The organism is Dactylosporangium darangshiense (genome assembly GCF_039537565.1).
Taxonomy (GTDB): Bacteria; Actinomycetota; Actinomycetes; order Mycobacteriales; family Micromonosporaceae; genus Dactylosporangium; species Dactylosporangium darangshiense.
This window is the reverse complement of sequence record NZ_BAABAT010000078.1, coordinates 1-22,888: the sequence shown is the minus strand read 5'-3', so window position 1 is coordinate 22,888 and position 22,888 is coordinate 1. Positions and strand designations below refer to the sequence as shown.

Genomic DNA, 22,888 nt, shown 5'->3' with positions numbered 1-22,888 from the left:
TGAGTTGGACCACAGTCACCCAAGGCCGCCGCAGCCCGCGCGAGGCGGCCCATGACTGAGCAACCGCGGTTCCTGCGCCCGAACGCCATCATCGAGCCGCTGGTCGACCGCTTCTACGCCTGGCACCACACCGTGGCGCCGGTGCAGGCCGCGCTGCACCTGGCATCGCTGCAGCTGCCGATGCTCGAGTCGTACCTCAAGGCGCCGCAGGTGCACACGGCGGCCAGCGTCAACCCGGACCTGCGCGGCGGGTACTTCGTGAACATCCCCGAGTCGCGCAGCGGCGAGATCCGCGACCTGGTCGACGCCGTCAAGCGGGACCGGGCGCCGATGCTGCGCTTCGCCGAGGCGATCGGTGAGGCCGAGGCGCTGCTGCGGCAGGAGGCCAACGGCTTCGACCTGACGCCGCTGTACGCGAAGCTGCCCAAGGAGCTCGCCGGGGTGGTGGAGCTGGCGTACGACTGCGGCAACCAGCCGACGCTGCGCTACATCGAGCCGGCCGCCTACCGCAGCCCCGCGTACCAGGAGAGCCGGCAGTCCGTCCAGCTGTCCATCGAGCCCGGCGTCGAGCGCCCGTTCATCTTCAGCACGCCGCGGCTGCCCTCGCCCGACGTGCTCGACCTGGACATCCCGTTCCGCCACGACGGGCTGCGCGAGCTGTTCGCCGCCCGCCTGCGCCCGACCACCCTCGGACGGCTGCGGGAGGCCCTGGGAGTTCCCGACGACCGGGTCGCGCTGCTGGAGCGTCTGCTCACCGACGCGCCCGGCCAGGCCGCCGACCGGCACATCGAGTCCGGCGGGCGCATCCGGTACTTCGGGCACGCCTGCCTCGTGATGCAGTCGCCCGAAGCGACGGTGCTCACCGACCCGTTCATCAACGCCGACACGAACTCGACCGGCCGGTACCTGCTGCGCGACCTGCCCGACCGCATCGACCTGGTGATCATCACGCACGGCCACCAGGACCACATCGTGCTGGAGACGATCCTGCAGCTGCGGGGCCGCGTCGGCGCCGTGGTCGTGCCGCGCTCGTCGCGGGGCAACCTGTGCGACCCGTCCCTGGGGCTCTACCTCAAGCACCTGGGCCTGCCGGTGATCGAGGTCGACGACTTCGACGAGGTCGAGTTCCCGGGCGGCAAGGTGACCGCCACGCCGTTCCTCGGTGAGCACGCGGACCTCGACATCCGCGCCAAGTCCACATACTGGGTGGAGATCGCCGGCCGGAAGATCTTCGTCGGCGCCGACTCGTCGGGCCTCGACCCGACGCTGTACCGCTACATGCGCAGCGACCTGGGCTCGGTGGACATGGCGTTCCTGGGCATGGAGTGCGACGGCGCGCCGCTGACGTGGCTGTACCAGCCGCTGCTGACCCGGCCGGTGACGAAGAAGATGAGCGACTCGCGCAAGCTGTCGGGCTCCAACGCCGAGCAGGCCGGCGCGATCGTCGACGAGCTCGGCGCGGGCGAGGTGTACGTCTACGCGATGGGCGAGGAGGACTGGCTCGGCCACGTGATGGCCACGAGCTACACCCCCGACTCCTATCAGCTCAAGCAGATCGAGGTCTTCCTCGCGTGGTGCGCGGAGAAGGGTGTCAAGGCCGAGCACCTGCTCGGCCAGCGTGAGTGGCGTTGGTAGCGGACAAACAGGAGGACGCTGTGCGTACGGTCAGCTTCGACTTCGACAATCCCGAGGCCCGCTTCAAGGTGCTCGTCAACGACGAGGAGCAGTACTCGCTGTGGCCGGGAGACCTGCCGGTGCCGGGCGGGTGGGCCGAGACCGGGGTGCACGCCTCCAAGGAGGAGTGCGACGAGTACCTGCGCAAGACCTGGACCGACATGCGGCCGAAGAGCCTGCGCATCGCGCTCGACGGGGAATGACCGGGATCATCGGCCATGCCCCACGTCTTCACCAACGGCATCCGTCTCTGCTTCGAGCGGCACGGCCGGGGTGAGCGGGTCCTGTTCATCATGGGCTCGTCGGCCGGCGGCCGGGTCTGGACCCTGCACCAGACCCCGGCCGTCGTCGCCGCCGGATACCAGGCGATCACCTTCGACAACCGCGGCATCCCGCCGTCGGACGTGCCGCCGGGCCGGTACACCCTCGACGACATGGTCGCCGACACCGTCGGCCTGATCGAGGCCATCGGCGCGGCGCCGTGCCGCATCGTCGGTACCTCACTCGGCGCCGTCATCGCCCAGGAACTGGCGATCCGCCGGCCGGATCTGGTCCGCTGCGCGGTGCTCATGTCGACGAAGGCCCGATCGGACCCGGCCCGGCTCGCCCACTCGCTGGCCTACCGCGCCCTCGCCGAGAGCGGGGTCCGCCTCCCGCCCGAGTTCCGGGCGAGCGTCACGGCGTTCGAGATGCTCTCGCCGGCCACGCTCAACGACCCCGCGGCGTCGGCCGCGTGGCTGGACACGCTGCGCCACGCCGCCGGGGCCGAGCCGGCGGGGTACGGCGGCGGGCAGGACTGGGTTAACCTGACCGAGGATCGGCGCTCGGCGCTGCGCGGCATCGGCGTGCCGTGCCGCGTCATCGCCTTCGCCGACGACCTCGTCACGCCGCCGCACCTGGGGGCCGAGGTCGCCGAGGCCATCCCGGACTGCGATCTCATCGAGATCGCCGCCGCCGGGCACTTCGGCTATCTCGAACGCGCCGCCGAGGTGAACTCGGCGATCCTGGAGTTCCTGGCCAAGCATGAGGACGGCCCATGAGACTGCGCCCGGCGCCGCTTGAGGACTGGCTGCGCGACTACTACTTCGCCGCCGACATCGACATCAGCTCCAGCGGCGTCGAGACGTACACGATGGCCGAGCTGCGGGCCAAGGCCGGCGTGCGGCAGGCGGACATCGACTCGCTCGTCTTCGACGACGGCTACTCGGTCGGCCGGCCCGCGCTGCGCGAGCTGATCGCCCGCGGCTGGGGCGACGGGGACCCGAGCAAGGTCATGACCGCCAACGGCTCCAGCGAGGCGATCTCGCTGGTGCTCGCGACCGTGCTGAGCCCCGGCGACGAGGTCGTGGTGGTCGAGCCCGGCTACCACCTGCTGGTCGAGTACGCCGTGTCCCTGGGCTGCGTGACGCGGCCCTGGCGGCTCGCCCCGCAGCGCGGGTGGCGGCCCGCGATGGAGGAGCTCGAGTCGCTGGTGACCGAGCGCACCCGGGCGATCGTGCTGAACTTCCCGCAGAACCCGACCGGCGCCGCCGTCACGGCGGACGAACTGCGCCGGATCGTCGCGCTGGCCGGGCGCGCCGGGGCGTATCTGCTGTGGGACGCGGCGTTCACCAGCCTGGTGTACGACACCGAGCCACTGCCGCCCGTGAGCACCCTCTACGAGCGGGGCATCGACTTCGGCACGTTCTCCAAGGCATTCGGCCTGCCCGGGCTGCGCTTCGGCTGGTGCATCGCGCCGCCCGACGTGATCGCCGGCTGCGTGCGGATCCGCGACTACACCACGCTGCACGTCGCGCCGCTGATCGAGCTGCTGGCCACGGCCGTGCTCGACAACGCGCCGGCGTTCCTCGGCCCGCGGCTGGAGCAGGCCGCGGGCAACCGCCGGATCGTCGCGGAGTGGGCCGCCGCTCAGGGCGACCGGGTGTCGCTCGTGCTGCCGTCGGGCGGCGTGGCTGCCTTCCCGCGCCTGTCCGGCATGGACAACACGGACGCGTTCTGCGACGACCTGTTCAAGCGCCACGGCGTCCTGGTCATCCCCGGGTCGTGCTTCGGCGCGCCGCAGCACATCCGGCTCGGCTTCGGCGGGCCGACCCGGCAGCTGACCGAGGGCCTCGAGCGGCTCGCTGCGGCCCTGCCGGAGTGGACCGGCTGAGCTGCGCGGCGGGATCGGCGCGGCGTTGCGCCGGACCTCGACCGGCGGGGGAAGAACGTTTCGACGGCGTCGTGGCCGGTCCGGGCCTCGGCGCCGTCGTGGCCATCCGGGCGGATGCCGGGATGGTGCCCGGCTGCAGCCTCGCTGGAGCGCGAAATCGCGCCTGCCGGAGGCGCGTTGGAGCCGATTGCCGCGGAGCCGTCCGACTGCGTGGACGCGTCAGTCGAACACGGCGGGCGCGGCCCGGCACCGGTCGAGCGGGCCGGCGACGGCCAAGGAACGTCGTGCTTCGGGGGGAGCTGCCTTGCAAGAGCCGCGATGGACCCGCATCCTGCCGGACCGCCCGGTTGAGGTCACCGCCGATGGCGACGCCGGGCCGGGACAGGAGTTGGTACAGCAGTTCCTCGGCCGGCTGTCCGAGCCGCAGTGGGTGCCGGTGCGCTTCCTGCTGCCGGCCGACTCGCCCCGCCAGAGCGGCGAGGACGTCGAGCACGCCCAGATGCTGGCCCGCGTCGACGCCCGGCTGCCGCCCATCGTGGTGCACCGCCAGCTGATGCGGGTGATCGACGGCATGCACCGCCTGACCGCGGCGACGCTGCGCGGCGACGAGTTCATCGAGGTCCGGTTCTTCGACGGCACCGAGCACGAGGCGTTCGTACTCGCTGTGCAGACCAACATCGCGCACGGGCTGCCGCTGCCGCAGGCCGATCGCTCCCGGGCCGCGGAGCGCATCATCGCGAGCCATCCGGGCTGGTCCGACCGCGCCATCGCCGCCGCTGTCGGCCTCAGCGCCCAGACCGTGGCCAACATCCGGCGGCGGATGTGGATCCAGTCCGACAGCGAGGTGCGCGTGCGGACCGGCCGGGACGGGCGGGTGCGGCCGCTCGACGGCGCCGAGGGGCGGTTGCGCGCGTCGCGGATCCTGCGCCTGCGCCCGGACGCGTCGCTGCGGGAGGTGGCGCGGGAGGCCGCGGTCTCGCCGTCGACCGTCCGTGACGTACGCCGCCGCGTGCTGCGGGGCGAGGATCCGGTGCCGCGCCCGCGCCAGCGGCGCCGCCTGGAGGCGCCCGCCCCGGCCGCGCCGCCGCCGGGCGGCCCAGACCTGGCGGCCGTGCTGGAGGGCCTGCAGAACGACCCGGAACTGCGGCAGACGGAGTCGGGCCGGCAGCTGCTGCGGTGGATTTTCTCGCGTGCGATCCGCTCAGACGAACGACTTGATGTCATCGACAAGGTGCCGCCACACTGCACGTACATCATTGCCAACGTGGCGCGCTCCTGCGCGGAGGAATGGTCGCGCCTCGCCGAGCACCTGCAACGGCGCCCCGGCGCCTCCGCCTGATCGACCGGGGCCTCGGGCGCTCCGGCCCCGCGCCCCCGCGACTGCGACAACCGTCCGCCGGTTACGTGCGAGAAGGGTGATCCATCATGACCACGGTCGTGCAACGTCCCCGCACCAAGAAGCGCATGTGGGGCTGGACCTTCCGATGACTCTTGCCATCGGCGCCCAGCCGACCACCCTGCCGAACCACCCCGCCCGCGCCGCCGGGCCCGCCATGGGCCCGGCGGTCGTCGTGCGCCAGCACGGCGCCGACTCCGCCCGCCCGCCCGCCGTGGCGTCGCCGGTCCTGGCCGGCGTCGGCACCGCCGTGGCCGGCTCGCCCTACTCGCAGCAGGACCTGCTGGACCTGTTCTCCATCACCGACCCCAAGGTCCGCTCCGTCTTCCAGAACAGCGCGATCGAGCGCCGGTTCCTCACCGTGCCCGTCAGCCCCGACGGCTCCACCCGCGACGAGCCGCAGGGCGACCTGCTGCGCAAGCACAAGGCCGTCGCGGTCGACATGGGCGCCCGCGCCGTGCTTGCCGCGCTCGCCGACGCCGGCCTGCGACTGTCCGATGTGGACTACCTGTGCTGCGTCACCTCCACCGGCTTCCTCACTCCCGGGCTGAGCGCGCTGCTCATCCGCGAGCTGGGCATCGACCCCGGCTGCCACCGTGTCGACGTGGTGGGCATGGGCTGCAACGCCGGCCTCAACGCGCTCAACGGCACCGCCAACTGGGCCAAGGCCAACCCGGGCCGGGTCGCGCTCATGGTGTGCGCGGAGGCCTGCTCCGCGGCCTACGTCATGGACTCCACCATGCGCACCGCGGTCGTCAACAGCCTCTTCGGCGACGGGTCGGCGGCGGTCGCCGTCGTCGCGCCGGCCTCCGGGGGCGCCGCGGCTGCGGCGCCGTCGCCCGCGTCCGGGCCGCGCGTGCTCGACTTCGCCAGCCGCATCATCACCGACGCGTTCGACGCCATGCGGTACGACTGGGACGACGCCCAGCACCGGTTCAGCTTCTTCCTGGACCCCGACATCCCGTACGTCGTCGGCGCGAACGCCGGCGAGGTCGTCGGGCGGCTGCTGGACCGGGCCGGGCTGCGCCGCCGCGACATCCGGCACTGGCTCGTGCACTCCGGCGGCAAGAAGGTCATCGACGCCGTGCGCGTCAACCTCGGCCTGACCCGCCACGACGTGCGGCACACCACCGGCGTCCTGCGCGACTACGGCAATCTGTCCAGCGGCTCGTTCCTGTTCTCCTACCAGCGGCTGCTGCGCGAGGCGGTGACCGAGCCCGGCGACTACGGCGTGCTGATGACGATGGGACCCGGCTCGACGATCGAGACGGCGCTGGTCCAATGGTGACGGGGGAGAACATGCACGAGTCGGGGACGGGCGCCGGCCCGCTGACGCTGCACGTCGACGGCGCCCGGGCGCTGTCCGGCGAGACCGTCGCCGCGGTCGCCGCGGTCTGCGGCCGGGCCGAGGACGCCGCGGGGACGGCCGTCGTGGTTGTACACGTGAGCGGCACCCCGACCGGCGACTGGGCCGCCGGGCTGTCGGTCAAGCTCGTGAACCGCTGGGAGCAGGTGCTGCGCCGCCTGGAACGGGTGCCGGCGACGACCATCGCGGTCGCCACCGGCGACTGTGGCGGGGCGGCGCTGGACGCCCTGCTGGCCACCGACCACCGCATCGCGGCCGGCGCCACGCGGCTGCTGCTGCCGATGCACGACGGCTTGGTCTGGCCGGGCATGGCGCTGTACCGGCTGGCCCGGCAGGCCCCCAATGCCACGGCCGTGCGCCAGGCCGCGCTGTTCGGCGCGGCCATCCACGTCGACGACGCATTCGCGCTGCACCTCGTCCACGAGGTGACCGACGACGTCGACGCGGCGGTCGCGTCCGCCGCGGCGCGGGCCGCGGACGTCTCCGGCACGGAGCTGGCGATCCGGCGGCAGCTGGCCTTCGACGCCCAGAGCGTCGGCTTCGAGGAGGCGCTCGGCACGCACCTGGCCGCGGTCGACCGCACCTTGCGGCTCGCCGCGGGCGCGGCGTCATGACGGCCGTCGGGGCGCTCGCCGGGGCCGAGCTGGACCCGGCGGCGGCCGACCCCGCCGCCGGCCGGCGGGTGCTCGACGGCGTCGCCGAGGCGGCCCCGGCCGACCTCGGCGGCGCGCGGCGGGTGATCGCCGAGGTCGCCGAGCGGGCCGCCCGGCAGCTCGAGCGGCTGCCGGTGCCGGCCGATCGCACGCCGCCGCAGCGGTCCACGGCGGCCGCCGAGCACGCCGCCGCCCGCGGCGTGCGCGGGCGGTTCCTGGAGCGCCACGCCGCCGCCGTCTACGCCGAGCTGACCGGGGATCGTGCCCGGCGCCTCGGCGTCGCTGAGCTCTGCGCCGCCGCCGCGGCCGCGTTCCCGGGCCTCGTGCCCGGGCCGGCCGCGGTCGCCGCCGACCGGGCCCGGCCCCAGGCGGCCAAGGAGGGCTGGGAGGTCGATCAGGGCGTGTTCCTCGGCGCGGTGCTGCGCCGCCCCGAGGAGGGCATCCACCTGCTCGACTCGATGCTGCGCCCGACGCACCGGGCGCAGCGGCTGCTGGAGCGCTACCGCAGCGCCGGCGCGGCCGACCTCGGGTCGGTCCACCTGGAGCGCCGCGACGGCGTCGCCCATCTGACCCTGCAGCGCGAGGACTGCCTCAACGCTGAGGACGAGCGGCAGGTCGACGACATGGAGACGGCCGTCGACCTGGCGCTGCTGGACCCGGACGTCGAGGTGATCGTGGTGCGGGGCGGGGCGATGACGCACCCGCGGTACCACGGCCGAAGGGTGTTCTCATCCGGCATCAACCTCAAGGCGCTGCACGCCGGCGGGATCGGCCTGGTCGACTTCCTGCTGCGCCGCGAGATGGGCTACATCGCCAAGCTCACCCGGGGCCTGTTCGACGGCGGCGGATGGTGGGAGCGGCCCGGCGGCAAGCCGTGGCTGGCGGTCGTCGACTCGTTCGCGATCGGCGGGGGCTGCCAGCTGCTGCTCGCCGCCGATCACGTGATCGCCGCCGCCGACGCCTACATCAGCCTGCCTGCCGCGCAGGAGGGCATCGTGCCGGGCGCGGGCAACCTGCGGCTGACCCGGCACGGCGGCGCCCGGCTGGCCCGGCAGGTCATCCTGCTCGGCCGGAAGATCCGCGTCATCGAGCCCGACGCGCGGCTGTTCGTCGACGAGGTCTACGACCCCGGGGCGGAGCTCGACGAGGCCGTGCCGCGCTGCGCCGGACGGCTGCGCGGCGGCGCGGTCGCGGCCAACCGGCGGATGCTCCTGCAGGCCGAGGAGCCGCCGGACGCGTTCCGGGCCTACCTCGCCGAGTTTGCGCTGCAGCAGGCGCGGCGCATCTACAGCGCCGACGTCATCGGCAAGGTCGGACGCTTCGCGGCGCCGCCCGCATGAGCGCCCGGCAGCCGGGTGCCAAGGCGCCCGACCGCCCCCGCGTCCGCTACGACAAGCGCGACCACGTCGCGTACGTCACGCTGGACCGCCCCGAGGTGCTCAACGCCATGGATCTGCGCACCCACGAGGAACTCGGGTGCATCTGGGACGACGCCGAGGCCGACGACGGCGTGCGCGTGGTCGTGCTCACCGGCGCCGGCGACCGCGCCTTCTCCGTCGGGCAGGATCTGCGCGAGCGGGCCGAGCTCGACAAGTACGGCACGACGCCGACGACGTTCGGCAGCCGCGGCCAGCCCGGCTGGCCCCGGCTGACCGAGCGGTTCGGCTTCTCGAAACCCCTCGTCGCGCGGGTCAACGGCTGGGCGCTCGGCGGCGGTCTCGAGCTGGCTCTGGCGTGCGACATCATCGTCGCCGCCGAGCACGCCGTCTTCGCCCTGCCGGAGGTGAAGCTGGGCCTCGTGCCCGGCGCCGGCGGCGCGTTCCGGCTGGCCCGGCAGGTGCCGCTGAAGACCGCGATGGGGTACCTGCTGACGGGCCGGCAGTTCACCGCGGCCACGGCGCTGCGGCTCGGGCTGGTCAACGAGGTCGTGCCGGCCGAACGGCTGGACGAGGCCGTCGGCGAGTGGGTCTCGGACCTCGTGCGAGCGGCGCCGCTGGCCGTCCGCGCGGTCAAGGAGGCGACGATGCGCTCGCTCGAGATGACGCTGGAGCAGGCGTTCGCGACCCGTTTCGAGTGGGAGCAGCGGCGCATGGTGAGCCGGGACGCGGTGGAGGGGCCGCGGGCCTTCGCGCAGAAGCGGTCCCCGATCTGGTTCGGGCGTTAGCGGTACCCGTGACCGCAAAAGGCCGGCGGACCGCGGTCCGCCGGCCTTTCCTCGTACCCGCGGCGGCTACCAGCGCCACTCGCGCTTGTTGAACAGGTGCTCGGCGGTGATGCCGTGGTCGGTGCACCAGCCGAGGAACTCGTCGATCTGCTTGAGCTGGTAGGTGTCCTCGGTGTAGGTCGTCGCCATGACGTGGCCCTGCCAGCTCTCCTCGCCCATCGCGTAGATGTAGGCCTCGTCGGCGTCGAGCTCCTGCATGATGTCGGCCGCCTGCTTGGCGTTGGAGCCCGACAGCTTGCGCGAGTCGCTCATCTTCTTCGTCACCGGCCGGGTCAGCAGGCCCTGGTACAGCCACGTCAGCGGCGCGCCGTCGCACTCCATGCCGAGGAACGCCATGTCCACCTTGCCGAGGTGGTTGCGGATGTAGCGGTACAGCACCGGGTCGATGCCGGAGGAGTCCGCGCCGATGAACGCCGACGCGCCGGCCAGCTGCACGATGAACGTGGACTTCGCGCGGATGTCGAGGTCGGAGTGCTCGCCGAGGAACGGCGTGGCGACGATCCGGCCGCCCTCGAACGGTACCTCGTCGAAGTCGTCGACCTCGATGACGTTGAAGCCGATCGCCTTGAGGTACAGCCCGATCGACGGGTCGCACATGTTGCCCCGCGACGAGCGCGGCACGACGACGGCGCCGATGCGGTGGCGCAGCGGGATCAGCGTCTCCAGCACGATGTGGTCCTGGTGGCCGTGCGTGATGAGGACGTAGTCGATACGGTCCGGCAGGTCGTCGATCGTGTACCGGTCGCCGTGACGGTTGTCGGTGCTGATGAACGGGTCGGTGACGATGGCGACCTCGGGCGTCTGCAGCAGCAGGCAGGCGTGGCCGAAGTACCGGATGCGCCCGCCCGAGTCGATGTGCCGGTCCGGTGCGAGGCTCGGCCGATCCGACAGCAGCGTCGCCAGCTGGGCGGCCTGTGCGTCGTCGAGCTCCAGGGCCTCCCGCAGGGCGGCCAGCGTCGTGGGCGCGGTGCGCGCGGCGAACAGCGCGTCCAGGCCCGGGTGGTCGAAGCGCCGAGGCAGGTCCAGCACGTCGGGCCCGGGCAGGCGGGGCGTGCTGAGGATGAACGGCCGCTCGACGCCGTTGTCCAGGGACAGCTGCACCGACTGGCGTCCGCGGTCGTAGACCGGGCTCGTGTACACCAGCGGCTCGATGTAACGCATCGACGGCTGGTTGTTCGTGTCGTACGCCAGCTCGACGAGGCCGTTGAGCGCGGCCGGCAGCTTCGGGTACAGCGGCGTGAGATCGAAGCCGGTCGCCTGCTGCTCCAGCATCGACTCGGCCTCGGCCACCGCCGCGGCGAACGTCAGCATGTCGGCGCGGTCGCGCTTGATGCCGTCGAGCAGGTCGGCGACCTCGTTGCTGCGCGACTCCTCGATATTGACGAAGTACCCGCCGCGCAGCGCAGGGTTGCGACTGGCCGCGAGGTGCACCTGCGGATTCTGCAGGTACGACTCGAGCAGCGGCACCTGCAGGTTCGCGAGGTTCATCGACGCCTGCACCGGCGCGATGATGTGCATCCAGGCGAAGAACCGGTCGACCAGCGGCTCGATGATGGCGTTGGAACGTAGGAACACCGGCTCGTCTGGCAAGCCCATGCTGAGCTCCCTCCAGTCTCGGGAAACGATCGGCCCACGGGGACAAGGGGTACCGGGCACGGCGGGACGAGGAGCGTCGGCAACGGTCCGGCCGTCGTGTCAGCCATGATGCCGCCGCGCGCGCCTGTGCGGGTCGTTGCGCGGCGCCCGTCCAGCGACGTTCCACCCGGCCGTCCACGATGACGCCAGCGCCGCCCCACCCCGCCGGCGCCGAACTATGCGGTGGTCCCTCCGTGTGTGGCGCGGTCGTGCGGGGGTCGAGTCCGGGTGATGCAGAGCGGCTGTTCAACCGCTGCCTCTGCGCAGTTGAACAGGCCGGCGGCTACACGCTCAGGGCGGCGGACTCCGCGTGGTCCAGGCGGTGCAGCGGCGTGCGCAGGGCGGTGACCTTGGTGGTGACGTCGCGGGGTGCGCGGGCTGCTGCGGCCCGGTCGCCCGCGGGGCTGCCGATGTAGAGCCAGCCGAGCAGGCGCTCCTCGGGCCGCACCCCGAGCAGCTGCCGCACCCGTGGTGAGTCGGTGTTCTTGCCGGTGCGCCAGATGCTGCCGTAACCCCGCGCGTGCAGCAGCAGCATCATGCCGTGATTCACCAGGCTTGCGGCCGCCAGCTGTTCCCACTCGGGGACCTTGTGCGGCAGCCGTGGTTGGAAGATCAAGGACGCCAGCAGCGGCGCTCGAAGCGGCTTCGCGGCCGCGTCGGCCATGCGCTCGGCGCTGGCCTCTTCGGCGAAGCACGCGCCCAGCGACTGCCGCTCGGCGCCGTCGACCAGGACCCACCGCCACGGCTGCAGCTGGCCGTGGTCGGGCGCCGCGGCCGCGACGGCGAGGAGCTCAGCGAACTCCTGCGCGCTCGGTGCCGGTTCGGTCAGGTAGTGCTCGCTGCGGCGAGTGAGGATCGCGGTCATGACGTCCATGCCGGCTACTCCCGTCGGTTTCGGCGGTGGCCCGTTGCTGGTGGGCCCGGCCCGGCACCGATTGTGCCCCGCTAGATCGGCCCCGCCGGTCCGTACGCCCGGGCCCGGCCCGGGCTCCCATCGAGCCGCCATCGCCGCACCAACGACGCGGCCGGGTGCTCGGGGGGCCCGGCGCGAGCTCGGGGTCGCACGACCGGGTCGAGCCCTGACTATGGCCGCACTGCCGGATGTGTCCCGGTCTTGGCCGCTCAGCGCATCACCATTGGCCTCCAGTGCGAATGTCCTTCATTTTCGCGGCCCGTCCCAGGAATTGAAATTTCAAAGGCCGAATTGTGTGCGGCGGAGGGAATTCATGCGGTCAAGAATGCGTCACGCACCGGCGTCGCCGTGCGGGCAAGCGCCTACGTTGATCGTCGAATGCGTCGAACGACCTGCTCCTACGGCTTGTAGTGGGCAGTGGCCCTGTCTTCGTGCAACCTCAAGATTTCCTGGGAGTTTTCAGATCTATTGACACTGGACGTTGTGGGTTGAGAGCATGACACGCGGATCGTCCGGAAATTACATTCCGGAAGGTTTGCTGTGGCAATTATCGGTTTCCGAACGACCGCGCCACACCACACGGGGGAAATATGCAGCACGACCCTGCCATCAGCTCTCTGACGGCGAGTGAAGACATCGAACGCGTCGCGCTCGAGGCGTTACGACCGGCCGACTCGCCGCGGCTGTCCGGCGAGGACGAGGAACACATACGCGTGCTGGCCGAGTCCGGTGCCGGCCTCCCGCCGATCATCGTGCACCGCGGCAACATGCGCATCATCGACGGCATGCACCGCATCGGCGCCGCCCGGCTGCGCGGCGACGAGACGATCGAGGTCCGCTACTTCGACGGCACACCACAGGAGGCGTTCGTCCTCGCGGTGCGCTCCAACATCGCGCACGGCCGGCCGTTGTCGCTGCAGGACCGGATGCTCGCCGCCGAGCGCATCATCAACGAGAACCCGGCGTGGTCCAACCGGTCGATCGCCGAGGTGGCCGGGCTGGGCGCCAACACCATCGGCAACATCCGCCGGAGGGTCGAGGCCACCAACGACGCCGCCCGCGGCACCCAGGCCCGCGTCGGGCGCGATGGCCGCCGCCGTCCCGTCGACAACGTGAAGGGCCGCCTGCGGGCCGCCGAGATCATCCGCAGTGAGCCGGACGCACCCCTGCGCGCCGTCGCCCGCCGGGCCGGCGTCTCCCCGACCACCGCGCAGGACGTCCGCAACCGGCTGCGCCGCGGCGAGGAGCCGGTGCCGGTCCGGCAGCTCGCGGACGCCGCACCGGTGCGGTGCCGCAGCCTGCGCCGCCAGCACGCCGCGCCCCGCCGGTCCGGCATCGAGGAGGCCCTCAGGGGCCTGCAACGCGACCCGGCCCTGCGGTTCAACGAGTCCGGCCGGACGCTGGTGCGCTGGCTGATGGCCCGCGCGGTCCGCTTCGAGGACTGGCAGGAGGTCTCCGGCGAGGTACCGACGCACTGCACATACATCCTCGCCGAGGTCGCCCGGCGGGTCGCCACCGAGTGGCAGTACATCGCCGAGGAACTGCAGAACCAGACCCGGCAGATGGCCTGACGCGGCTCTTCGACATGACACCGGCACCGGTACGGTGTGTCGATGGCACCAGCACACCGCGAGACGAGTCGATGAGTCCGGAGCGGCGGGCCTGGGGCGCGCTGGAGTCCGACGTCATGGCGGTGCTGTGGGCGGCCGCGGCGCCGCTGAGCCCCGCCCAGGTGCGGCAGCAGCTCGGCGACGGCCTGGTGTACAACACCGTGCAGACCGTCCTGACCCGGCTCGTCGAGAAGGGCCTGGTGCGCCGCCGGAGAAGGCTCACCGGCCGCGGCCACGTCTACTTCGCGGCCGAGGACCAGGCTGCGGCGGCCGCCCGCCGGATGCGGGCCGTGCTCGACGGCCCGGGCGACCGCCGCGCCGTGCTGCGACAGTTCACCGCGGACCTCGACCCCGCCGACGCCGACCTGCTGCGCGCCCTCCTGCAGAACCCGGGCGAGGAGGACACAGCGTGATCTGGCTGGTGCCCGTACCGCTGCTGCTCCCGGCCCTCTTGCTGCCCCTCGCCCGGCTCGCCACCCGGTCCGGCCGACCCGAGCGGGCCTCCCGCGCCCTCGCCGTCGCGGCGCTCGTCACGGCCGCCTCCGGGGTCGCCTGCCTCGTCCTCGTCGCCGCCACCCTCGCCGACGACCTCCCCGCCGCCGTCGCCAACTCCCGGCGCGCCCACGCCCGCGGCCACATCCTGCCGGAGCCGATCCCCGACGCGTTCGCCGTCGCGGTGACCCTGCTGCTGGCGTGGATCGCCTGGCGCCTCGCCGCCGAGCTGGGCCGCCGCCGCGCGATCGCCCGCGACCTGCACGCGGTCGGACCCGCCCGGGAGCGGCTCCTCGTCGTCGAGTGGGCGAGCCCGCGCGCCGTCGCCGTCCCGCCCCGCCGCGACCGTCCCGGCCACGTCCTGGTGACCCGCGGTCTGCTGCGCCTCCTCGACGCCCGCGAGCGGGCCGCCGTCCTCGCGCACGAGGGCGCCCACCTCTCCCGCCGCCACCACCGCACCACCGCCCTCGCCGGCGCCGCCGCCGCCCTCAACCCGCTGCTGCACCCGGTGGTGTCCGCGGTGTGGCTGCTCGTCGAGCGCAGCGCCGATGAGGACGCCGCACGGGCCGTCGCCGACCGCCGGCTCGTCGCGCACACCGTCGCCAAGGTCGCGCTCGCCGCGCACGGGCAGGCCGCCGCGCTCGGCTTCGGCGGCTCCAGCACCCTGCGCCGGGTCGAGGCCCTCACCCGCCCGCAGCCCGGCCGCCGCCCCGCCGGCGCCGTCGACGCGAGCGCCGTGCTGCTGGCCGCGCTCTCCCTCGCCCTCGTCGCGGCCGCCTGCATCGATTTCGTCGAGCTGTTCCGCGTCTGGGTCCCGCGCTACTGACGGGATGATGGAGGCATGAGCTACGCGGTCGGCCTGGTGCTGCATCCGAGCAAGCCTGTCGGGGACTCCGTCGCGGCCATTCTCGGCGCCGAGTGGGACCATCCGATGCGGGTGATCGCGCGCGAACGGGACCGCGAGCGCGTGCCCGTCGGCGTCGAGGTGACCGACGACGCGGCGTTCCTCAACGCCGTCGACGCGGTCATCGCACTCGGCGGGGACGGCACGATGCTCGGCGCCATGCGGCTCATGGTCGAGCGGCCCGTGCCCGTGCTCGGGGTCAACCACGGCAACCTCGGCTTCCTCGTCGAGGTCGCGCCCGGGGAGCTGCCGGCGGCGCTGCGCCGGCTGGCCGCGGGCGACTTCACCATCGAGCGGCACGGGTGCCTCGAGGCGGACGCCGGCGAACGGGCCCTGGCCACGCGGTTCGGGTTCAACGACGTCGTGCTGGCGCGGGCGGGGCGGACCGGGGCCGTGTCCGTCGACCTGTGGGTCAACGACGTGCGCTACGGCTACTACCGCGCCGACGCCGTGGTCGTGGCCACGCCGACCGGGTCGACCGCGTACAGCTACGCGGCCGGCGGGCCGGTGCTCTCGCCCTCGTCGGACGCGCTCGTCGTCACACCCGTGGCGCCGCTGTCGGGCATCGGGCGGGCGGTGGTGCTCGGCGCGGGGGACCGGGTGACGCTCGCGGTCGCCGACGACAGCGCCCCGATCGCCGTGGACGTCGACGGCACGGCCGGCGGCGCCCTCGAGCACGGCGACCGGCTCACCATGACGCTGCGCCGCGACGCCGCCGAGGTGGTGCGGCTCTGCGCCGACGAGCACGCCAGCCGCAGCCGGATCAAGCTCAGCCTGCTGGACCTGCCGCTGCGGCCGGGGCAGCTGCTCGACCTGATCCCGGCCGAGCTGCGGCAGCGGGCGTACCAGGCGATCGAGCAGGGGGCGTCAGGAGGCGCTGCCGACTAGGGCGTCGCCGGTCGGGGTGCGGCGGTAGTACACCTCCTTGCCGACCCGCTTGCCCACGGCCAGGCCGCCGCCGCGCAGCACGGCCAGGTGCTGGCTGACCGCGCCCGTGGTCAGGGCCAGGCGGCGGGCCAGGGCGGTGGTGGTGGACGGCTCGGCGAGCGCGATGAGCATGCGGGCGCGGTTGCGGCCGATGAGCGCGGCGAGGCCGTCCGGTGCCGGTGGCGGCGCCTGCTCCCACAGCGTGCCGACGCCGGCGACCGGATAGGCCAGCATCAGGCGGTACGGCCGCGACATCACCGCCACCGTCGGCCAGTGGAAGGCGCTGGGCACCAGCACGAGTCCCTCGCCGTGCGGCTCCTCGACGTGCTGGTGCGGTCGGTCGATGTGCAGCCGGTCGCCGGTCCACACGACGGCGGGGTTGAGCGAGTCGAACAGGGCGTGCGCGCCGCCGGCGGCCAGGGTGCGGGTGCGGCGGATGACGTCGGCCTCGAGCAGCCCGTGCACCCGCGGCCAGTACTCGCGCAGGCACGCGTCCCAGTAGCGGGCGAGGGTGTCGGCGACCCGGGCGACGCCGGCCGCCGGGTCGTCGAGGAACGCGCGCGCGGCCGGCGACGGGCGCCGGCCCAGGCGGCTCACCTCGGTGTGCGCGGTCTGCGGTGACGTGGCCCGGATACGTTCGAGCTCGGCCGGGAACGTCGGCGCCTGCGCCTCCGGCGGCGGGGTGAGGAAGTCCGGCATGTACCCGTCCGGCGGCACGATCGCGAACAGCTCCTCGAGCCCCTCGACGCCGGCCAGGCGCGGCTGCACGGCGGTGACCCAGGGCCGGTGGATGGCCTGCCGGGCCGGGTCGCCGAGCGTGCGCAGGCTCGCCACGGCCTCCCACATCGGCGAGTACGCGAAGCGGATCCGGGCCACGTCGTCGGGCCCGAGCAGCCACGTCACCGCCATACCTTTTAGCCTACGCTAAGACGTTGGCCAGGTGGCCGCGTGACAGCAGACGCTGTCCCGGTGACGACGACAACGGGGATCCCCGCGCGGGAGCAGCAGGAACATCGGCGGCAGGACGCCCTGCCGGGCCCGTTCTGGGCACTGTGGGCGGGCACGCTCGTCAACCGGCTCGGCACGATGGTCATGCCCTTCACCGGCGTGTACCTCACCCAGGCCCGCGGCTTCTCCGTCGCCGTCGCCGGCCTCGCGATGACGCTGTTCGGCATCGGCTCGCTCATCTCGCAGCTGGCCGGCGGGCTGCTGACCGACCGGATCGGCCGGCGCGCCACCCTGTGCGGCAGCATGGTCGCGACCGCGGCGGTGATGCTCGCCCTCGGCTACAGCACCGGACTCCCCGCGATCCTGGCCGGCATGTTCGTGCTCGGCCTGCTCATCGACGCCTACCGCCCGGCGTCCAGCGCGCTCGTGGCCGACCTGGTGTCCCCGGCGCTGCGGCCGAAGGCGTTCGGGCTGCTGTTCTGGGCGGTCAACCTCGGCTACGCGGTGGCCATGGTGGCGGGCGGCTGGCTGGCCCGCCTCGGCTTCTCGTGGTTGTTCTGGGCCGACGCCCTCACGTGCGCGGCGTTCGCGCTGCTGGTGTGGCGCGCCGTACCGGAGACCCGCCCTACGCACGACGCGGCCGCGGCCGGCGGGTTCCTGGCCGTGCTGCGCGACCGGGCGATGCTCGCCTTCACGATCATCACGTTCGGCCAGGCGCTGGTGTACCTGCAGACGGTGACGATGCTCCCGGTGGCCATGACCGACGTCGCCGGCCTGGCGCCGAGCGCGTTCGGCATGGCGATGGCCCTCAACGGCGTGCTCATCGTCGCGCTGCAGCCGTTCGTCTCCGCCCGCCTGGCCCACTTCGACCCGTCCCGCGTGATGGCGCTGGGCATCGTGGTGATGGCGCTCGGCTTCGCCGCGACCGCGTTCGCGACGAGCGCCGCCGGCCTCGCGCTCACCGTGGCCGTGTGGACCGCCGGCGAGATCATCACCGCCGGCATCGGCGGCACCATCGTCGCCGCGCTCGCCCCGGCGCACCTGCGCGGCCGCTACAACGGCCTGTACGGCTTCGCGTGGGCGTTCGCCTCCGTCGTCGCACCGCTCGCCGGCAGCCGCCTGCTGACCGCCGGCGTCGAGGCGCTGTGGTTCACCGTCGGCGCCGTCGGCCTGCTCGCCGCGCTCGGCCTGCTGGCCGCCGCGCCGGCGATCCGCCGCCGCACCGCCGCCTGATGACGGCGCGTCCTGCGTAGCATGCGGCCTCGGGCCGCGAACACTTTTCGGGTGTGCGGCGAACAGGGGTCGTGAGGGAGACGGAGCTGCAACCGCCGCCGACCGAGGCCGACCTGGTCAGGAACGGGTTCGCGGAGGTCTTCGACCGGTACTACGAGCACATCTACGCCTACGCGTCCCGGCGACTGGGGCCCGACCTGGGTGAGGACGTCGCGGCCGAGACGTTCCTGGTCGCCTACGACCGCCGGGACACCTTCGACCCGGCGCGCACCGAGGCGCGGCCGTGGCTCTACGGCATCGCCGCCAACCTGATCATGCGGCACGCCCGCGCGGAGGCGCGACGCTACCGGGCGCTCGCCCGGGGCGCCGAGCCCGGCGAGGGGCCGGACACGGCCGACGAGATCGTCGGGCGGGTCGACGCGCGCGTCGCGCGCGGCAAGCTCGCCGAGGCGCTGCGCCGGCTCGCGGCCCCCGACCGCGAGGTGCTGCTGCTCATCGCGTGGGCCGGCCTCAACCAGCAGGAGGCGGCGGCCGCGCTGGGCATCCCGCCCGGCACCGCCCGCTCCCGCCTGCACCGCGCCCGCCAGGCGATGCGCAAGGCGCTCGGAACGGACAAGGAGGAACAACCGTGATGGACGAGATGACGGTACTGCGTGAGGCGTTCGGCCCCGACCCCGCGCCCCCGCACGAGGCGCGCAGCCGGGCCCGTGCGGCGCTGCTGCAGCACATGGAGAGCGGGGGCGTCGCCACGGTTCGCGCCCCGCGCAAGCGATGGGTCTGGCCCCTGCGGGTGGCCCTGACCGCGGCGGCCGCCGCGGCGGCGGTCATCGGCGTGGTCGCGGTGGAGAACATCGGCACGGTCGACGACAGCGGCAAGGGCTACTCGACGGTCGGGTTGCCGTTCCCGAAGCCGGCCAGCGCCGCCGAGGTGCTCACCAACGCGGCCTGGGCCGCCGCGCACCGGGAGTGGACCGACCCGCGGCCGGACCAGTTCATGTACAACGAGGCCCGCGAGCTGCGCAACGAGAAGGCCTACGAGCGCGACCACCCCAACGGCTACATCCGGATCGGGCACACCCGCACCATCACCTCACAGCAGTGGAAGCGCATCGACGCCGAGGTGATGGCGACCAACGAGAGCGGGCAGCTCGAGGTGTTCCGCAAGGGCGGCAACGTCACCTGGGGCCAGCTCAACTACGACGAGCTCAAGCGGCTCGACACCCCGGCCAAGGTGATCGCCTGGGACGGGCTCGACAAGGCCTTCGGCGTGCGCATGGACGCGCTGCTCGGCCAGTACGTGCTGCCGCCCAAGGTCGAGGCCGCGTTCTACGGCGCCCTGGCCCAGGGCAAGGACGTGCGGCTCAACCCCGACGCGATCAACATCGACGGGCGCCCGGCGCTCGGGCTCGGGCGCGTCGAGGAGGGCTACATCGCCCAGGAGTTGCTGTTCGACCCCGTGTCGTACCGGCTCATCGGCGAGCGGATGGTGGCCATCGCCGACCACCACAACACCGACGAGCGCGGCAACGACGACTTCACGCCGAAGGGCGCCATCCTGCGCCAGGTGATCTACACGAAGGCGATCATTGTGGACAACGTCGGGGACACGCAGTAACCGAGTGATGTCGATCATCGTGTACCCCGGCTAAGGTGCGGTGAGATCCGTCGTCGACGGGACGGCGGCCACCGCTCGGAGGCCGGGGTGACGCGACGTTGACGGCGGCCGAGGCCGGTATCGGGCGGTTGCTGACCGACGCCGACCGGGCGAAGTGGCCGGACGGCCCGCTGCGCAGCGCGTTCCCCATCGGCGACGGCCTGGTGCTCACCGCCTGGCACTGCGTGCGCGAGGCCGGCGGCACCGAGGCGAAGCTCTGGCTGCGGCTGCCGCCCGAGCGCCCCGGTGGCGCGCACCGGGACATTCCGGTGCGCCACGCCGCGCACGACGCCGGCCTCGACGCCGCGCTGCTGGCCTTCGACACCAGCGCGGGCGACCACCTGCGTCAGGAGCTCGACCGCTCGGCGCTGCCGCTGGGCAGCGAGGCCCAGCGCGGCGACAAGGTCTGGGCCTGCGGGTATCCGCAGACCCAGGCCTCGCCGGCGCCCTCGGTGTTCGAGGGCACCGTCGAGTCACCCGGCCTGCCGATCGGCGCCGCCGACGCGATGCGGGTCCAGGTGCCGGCCTTCGCCGCCCGCTACCCGCACCGCCCCGACGGCATGTCGGGCGGCCCGTTGCTGCTCAAGGCCGGCGAGGTCGTCATCGGGCTCATCGTGTCCTACCCGCCCTCCGCCGACCGCGGCGGTGCGGTCGGCGGCGAGGTGATCGGGCGGCGCATCGCCGACCTGGGCGTCGCGTTCCCGGCCGTCGCCGCGGTGCTGAGCCGGGCCGCGGGCACCCCGCCGGCCGGCGGGCCCGCGCTGTCGGCCGACGTCGCCGACCGCTACCGCCCGGTGCTGGAGCGGGCCGGGCTGCCCGCACCCGGCGCCTGGGACGCCGCCGCGCTCACCGAGCTGGCGCGCGCCGCCGGCCCGGGCGGCTCGCCCGCCGCCGACCTGCTCGGCGCACTCGTGGCGGCGGTGGCCGCGAAGGCGGTCTTCGCCGGCGCCGCGCTCGAGCTCGGCCGCCTGCAGGCCGTCTACCGGCACGAGGTCGGGGCGTGGCCGGCCGGCAGCTCCGCCGACGCGCTGCTGGTCGAGGCGGCGGACGTCGACCAGCAGGAGCGCCATGACGGGTACGCCGGCGAGCTGCGCGCCCTCGCCCGGTTCATGATCGGCGTCGCTGCGGCCGCGGGCGCCTCCCCGCAAAGCCACCCCGCCCTGACGGCCTGGGTCTCGGCCATCGGGCACCAGCCGGCCGACGCGCAGCGCCACTACGACCTGCGCGCCGGATCGAGCGCGTGGCTGCTGCTCGACCTCGGCGACGAACCGGTCGGCATCGGCGGCGCGGGCAGGATCAGCTATCCGGACACGGTCACCTGGACGCTGTACACCCGATTCGACGGCCACCAGCGGCGGCCGTCGAGCGGCCACGAGCCCGCCGGCGGCACCCGGGAGGGCCTCGAGCGCGCGCTGCGCACGGTCCTGCGCGACCTGCCCGCACACGGCACGCTCATCGTGGACCTCGTCATGCCGTACGGCCTGCTCGGCGCCGGCGTCGAGCACTGGGCGGTGCACGGCGTCGACGGCCGCCTCGAGCCGATGAGCGCCGACCTGCGCCCGCGGCTGCGCTGGGCCGCCCGCCGCCGCGACCCGACGTTGCACGGCCGGCTGCTCGACCGGACCGTCCGCGAGCGGTGGACCGACGCACCGGCCGCGCTCGCCGACGGCGTGCTGGCCGACCTGGCCCGCCTGCAGCGCTGGATCGAGCAGGACCCGGGCCGCGCCTGCCTCGTCGCCGGCGCCCGCCCCGATGCCGGCAACGCCGACCCGCTGCGCGAGCTGCTGCGCGCCGGGTGCGGCTTCGTCGTGTGGTACGGCGACGGCCTCACGACGGCGCACCGCCGGCGCATCCGGGCCGTCGCGCAGGGCATCCCCACCGCCGCCCGCCGCGACGCCATCCCCGACGAGCTGCCGGCCCTGCGCGGCCGCCGGCCGACCGTCATCTGGGAGGACCCGCGCGGGCGCGGCCCGTTCAAGCTGCCGCCCGCCATCGCCGCCGAACACCCCTGAAAGGAGCCCAACCCTCGTGTCGTGGCGCATCTTCACCGGTACGGGCGCCCCGGGCGCCGCCGAGGCGTGGCGCGCGCTGCCCGAGCCGCCGCCGTGGCGCGACCGGTCGACCGCGGTGTCGAGCTTCGTCATGACCGACGAGCTGCGCGACGCCGTGAACGCCGCTCTGCACCTGCGCCGCCCGCTCCTGCTCACCGGAGCGCCCGGCTCCGGCAAGTCGACGCTGGTCAACGTCATCGCCGATGAGCTCGACCTCGGCGCGCCCCTCGCGTGGCACGTCACCTCGCGCAGCACCCGCGAGGAGGCGCTGTACCAGTACGACGCGCTCGGTCGCCTCCACGCCACCCAGATGCCCTCCAGGTCGGCCCGCGCCGACGACGTCGAGCGGTTCGTGACCCTCGGCCCCCTCGGCACCGCCCTGGCCGACCCCGACCGACCCCGCGCCGTGCTCATCGACGAGATCGACAAGAGCGACCTCGACCTGCCCGGCGACCTGCTCAACGTCCTCGACCAGGGCGAGTTCGACATCCCGCCGCTCGTGCGGGCCGGCGCCGCGCTCCGCCGCGTCCGGGGCGCCGACCGCGGCGAGTACGCCGTCGCCGACGGCGTCGTCCGCCGCCGGCACTGGCCGGTCATCGTGCTCACCAGCAACGGCGAGCGGACGTTCCCCGCCGCGTTCCTGCGCCGCTGCATCCGCTTCCAAATGCCGCCGCCGTCGGAGCAGCACCTGCGCGACGTCGTGTCGGCGTACCTGGCGCAGGCCGCCGCCGACGCCGAGGGCGACAAGATCGCCGAGTTCGCGCGCCGGGTGGTCGCCGGCGAGAGCCTGGCCCTGGACCAGCTGCTCAACTTCGTGTACCTGGTCTCCGGCGAGCAGCGCCCCGACGCCGCCGCCCGCAGCCACGTCGAGCGGATCGTGCTCGAAGGGCTGACCGGCCCGTGATTGCGCGGGCGGCCGCGGCGCTCGCCGCCGCCTTCCCCGACCTCGCGCCGGGCGACCTCGCCGACGCGCTGCTGCTCGCCGCCGGCGCCGCCCGCGCCGCCGGCTCCGCCGCCGCCGCCGATCCCGCGGCGCGCACGGCCGCGCCGAGCAGC

At 73.8% G+C, this 22,888-nt stretch carries 21 protein-coding genes; 18 read left to right on the top strand and 3 right to left on the bottom strand.

Annotated features, from left to right (window positions below; all coding sequences use genetic code 11):
• Nucleotides 1-51: 51 nt before the first annotated feature.
• From ABD901_RS55170 to dpgD, 9 genes are all read left to right on the top strand, one after another.
• Nucleotides 52-1,635, top strand: coding sequence for an MBL fold metallo-hydrolase (locus tag ABD901_RS55170; RefSeq protein ID WP_345143655.1), 1,584 nt, complete (start codon nucleotides 52-54; stop codon nucleotides 1,633-1,635).
• Nucleotides 1,636-1,655: 20 nt separating this feature from the next.
• Nucleotides 1,656-1,877, top strand: a complete 222-nt coding sequence (locus ABD901_RS55165; protein ID WP_345130537.1) for an MbtH family protein — start codon at nucleotides 1,656-1,658, stop codon at nucleotides 1,875-1,877.
• A gap of 15 nt (nucleotides 1,878-1,892) precedes the next feature.
• Nucleotides 1,893-2,714, top strand: a complete 822-nt coding sequence (locus ABD901_RS55160) for an alpha/beta fold hydrolase (RefSeq protein ID WP_345143652.1) — start codon at nucleotides 1,893-1,895, stop codon at nucleotides 2,712-2,714.
• Nucleotides 2,711-3,826 (top strand): capreomycidine synthase, encoded by a 1,116-nt coding sequence (vioD, locus tag ABD901_RS55155; RefSeq protein WP_345143649.1) that lies wholly within the window; start codon nucleotides 2,711-2,713, stop codon nucleotides 3,824-3,826. The genes ABD901_RS55160 and vioD overlap by 4 nt, the downstream gene beginning before the upstream one ends.
• 304 nt (nucleotides 3,827-4,130) lie before the next feature.
• On the top strand, nucleotides 4,131-5,165 hold the full coding sequence (locus ABD901_RS55150) for a ParB/RepB/Spo0J family partition protein (protein ID WP_345143645.1): 1,035 nt from the start codon (nucleotides 4,131-4,133) through the stop codon (nucleotides 5,163-5,165).
• A 145-nt stretch (nucleotides 5,166-5,310) separates the two neighbouring features.
• Nucleotides 5,311-6,510, top strand: coding sequence for a 3,5-dihydroxyphenylacetyl-CoA synthase DpgA (dpgA, locus tag ABD901_RS55145; protein ID WP_345143641.1), 1,200 nt, complete (start codon nucleotides 5,311-5,313; stop codon nucleotides 6,508-6,510).
• Entirely contained in the window at nucleotides 6,504-7,202 is a 699-nt protein-coding gene (gene dpgB, locus ABD901_RS55140) for an enoyl-CoA-hydratase DpgB (RefSeq protein ID WP_345143635.1), read from the top strand. The genes dpgA and dpgB overlap by 7 nt, the downstream gene beginning before the upstream one ends.
• A complete protein-coding gene (gene dpgC / locus ABD901_RS55135; RefSeq protein ID WP_345143630.1) occupies nucleotides 7,199-8,581 on the top strand; it encodes a (3,5-dihydroxyphenyl)acetyl-CoA 1,2-dioxygenase DpgC in 1,383 nt (460 codons plus the stop codon). The genes dpgB and dpgC overlap by 4 nt, the downstream gene beginning before the upstream one ends.
• Nucleotides 8,578-9,405 carry an enoyl-CoA-hydratase DpgD gene (gene dpgD / locus ABD901_RS55130; protein ID WP_345143627.1) on the top strand — a complete coding sequence of 276 codons (828 nt, stop codon included), beginning with the start codon at nucleotides 8,578-8,580 and terminating at the stop codon, nucleotides 9,403-9,405. Before dpgC ends, dpgD begins: the two co-directional genes overlap by 4 nt.
• A 66-nt stretch (nucleotides 9,406-9,471) precedes the next feature.
• Here dpgD and ABD901_RS55125 read toward each other — a convergent pair whose 3' ends face one another.
• Both ABD901_RS55125 and ABD901_RS55120 read right to left on the bottom strand, forming a co-directional pair.
• Nucleotides 9,472-11,061 carry an MBL fold metallo-hydrolase gene (locus ABD901_RS55125; RefSeq protein ID WP_345143623.1) on the bottom strand — a complete coding sequence of 530 codons (1,590 nt, stop codon included), beginning with the start codon at nucleotides 11,059-11,061 and terminating at the stop codon, nucleotides 9,472-9,474.
• A 322-nt stretch (nucleotides 11,062-11,383) separates the two neighbouring features.
• Nucleotides 11,384-11,974 carry a nitroreductase family protein gene (locus ABD901_RS55120; RefSeq protein WP_345143619.1) on the bottom strand — a complete coding sequence of 197 codons (591 nt, stop codon included), beginning with the start codon at nucleotides 11,972-11,974 and terminating at the stop codon, nucleotides 11,384-11,386.
• A 629-nt stretch (nucleotides 11,975-12,603) separates the two neighbouring features.
• Here ABD901_RS55120 and ABD901_RS55115 point away from each other — a divergent pair.
• The 4 genes from ABD901_RS55115 to ABD901_RS55100 all read left to right on the top strand — a co-directional run bounded on the left by ABD901_RS55115 (nucleotide 12,604) and on the right by ABD901_RS55100 (nucleotide 15,907).
• Complete coding sequence (locus ABD901_RS55115; RefSeq protein ID WP_345143618.1) at nucleotides 12,604-13,584, top strand: ParB/RepB/Spo0J family partition protein; 981 nt, start codon at nucleotides 12,604-12,606, stop codon at nucleotides 13,582-13,584.
• A 71-nt stretch (nucleotides 13,585-13,655) separates the two neighbouring features.
• Entirely contained in the window at nucleotides 13,656-14,036 is a 381-nt protein-coding gene (locus tag ABD901_RS55110) for a BlaI/MecI/CopY family transcriptional regulator (RefSeq protein ID WP_345143615.1), read from the top strand.
• Nucleotides 14,033-14,941, top strand: a complete 909-nt coding sequence (locus ABD901_RS55105) for a M48 family metalloprotease (RefSeq protein ID WP_345143613.1) — start codon at nucleotides 14,033-14,035, stop codon at nucleotides 14,939-14,941. Before ABD901_RS55110 ends, ABD901_RS55105 begins: the two co-directional genes overlap by 4 nt.
• 15 nt (nucleotides 14,942-14,956) lie before the next feature.
• Nucleotides 14,957-15,907 (top strand): NAD(+)/NADH kinase, encoded by a 951-nt coding sequence (locus ABD901_RS55100; protein ID WP_345143610.1) that lies wholly within the window; start codon nucleotides 14,957-14,959, stop codon nucleotides 15,905-15,907.
• On the opposite strand, the gene ABD901_RS55095 is transcribed toward ABD901_RS55100, so the two are convergent.
• Nucleotides 15,887-16,855 (bottom strand): ArsR/SmtB family transcription factor, encoded by a 969-nt coding sequence (locus ABD901_RS55095; RefSeq protein WP_345143605.1) that lies wholly within the window; start codon nucleotides 16,853-16,855, stop codon nucleotides 15,887-15,889. The genes ABD901_RS55100 and ABD901_RS55095 overlap by 21 nt on opposite strands.
• Nucleotides 16,856-16,915: 60 nt before the next feature.
• On the opposite strand from ABD901_RS55095, the gene ABD901_RS55090 reads away from it, so the two are divergent.
• From ABD901_RS55090 to ABD901_RS55070, 5 genes are all read left to right on the top strand, one after another.
• Nucleotides 16,916-18,127: an MDR family MFS transporter gene (locus ABD901_RS55090; protein ID WP_345143602.1), complete on the top strand. Its 1,212-nt coding sequence runs from the start codon at nucleotides 16,916-16,918 to the stop codon at nucleotides 18,125-18,127.
• Between the two features lie 71 nt (nucleotides 18,128-18,198).
• Nucleotides 18,199-18,759 (top strand): RNA polymerase sigma factor, encoded by a 561-nt coding sequence (locus ABD901_RS55085; RefSeq protein ID WP_345143597.1) that lies wholly within the window; start codon nucleotides 18,199-18,201, stop codon nucleotides 18,757-18,759.
• Nucleotides 18,756-19,742 (top strand): hypothetical protein, encoded by a 987-nt coding sequence (locus ABD901_RS55080; RefSeq protein ID WP_345143594.1) that lies wholly within the window; start codon nucleotides 18,756-18,758, stop codon nucleotides 19,740-19,742. The genes ABD901_RS55085 and ABD901_RS55080 overlap by 4 nt, the downstream gene beginning before the upstream one ends.
• Before the next feature lie 98 nt (nucleotides 19,743-19,840).
• Entirely contained in the window at nucleotides 19,841-21,793 is a 1,953-nt protein-coding gene (locus ABD901_RS55075) for a trypsin-like peptidase domain-containing protein (protein ID WP_345143591.1), read from the top strand.
• 16 nt (nucleotides 21,794-21,809) lie between these two features.
• A complete protein-coding gene (locus ABD901_RS55070; protein ID WP_345143587.1) occupies nucleotides 21,810-22,736 on the top strand; it encodes an AAA family ATPase in 927 nt (308 codons plus the stop codon).
• Nucleotides 22,737-22,888: the final 152 nt, after the last annotated feature.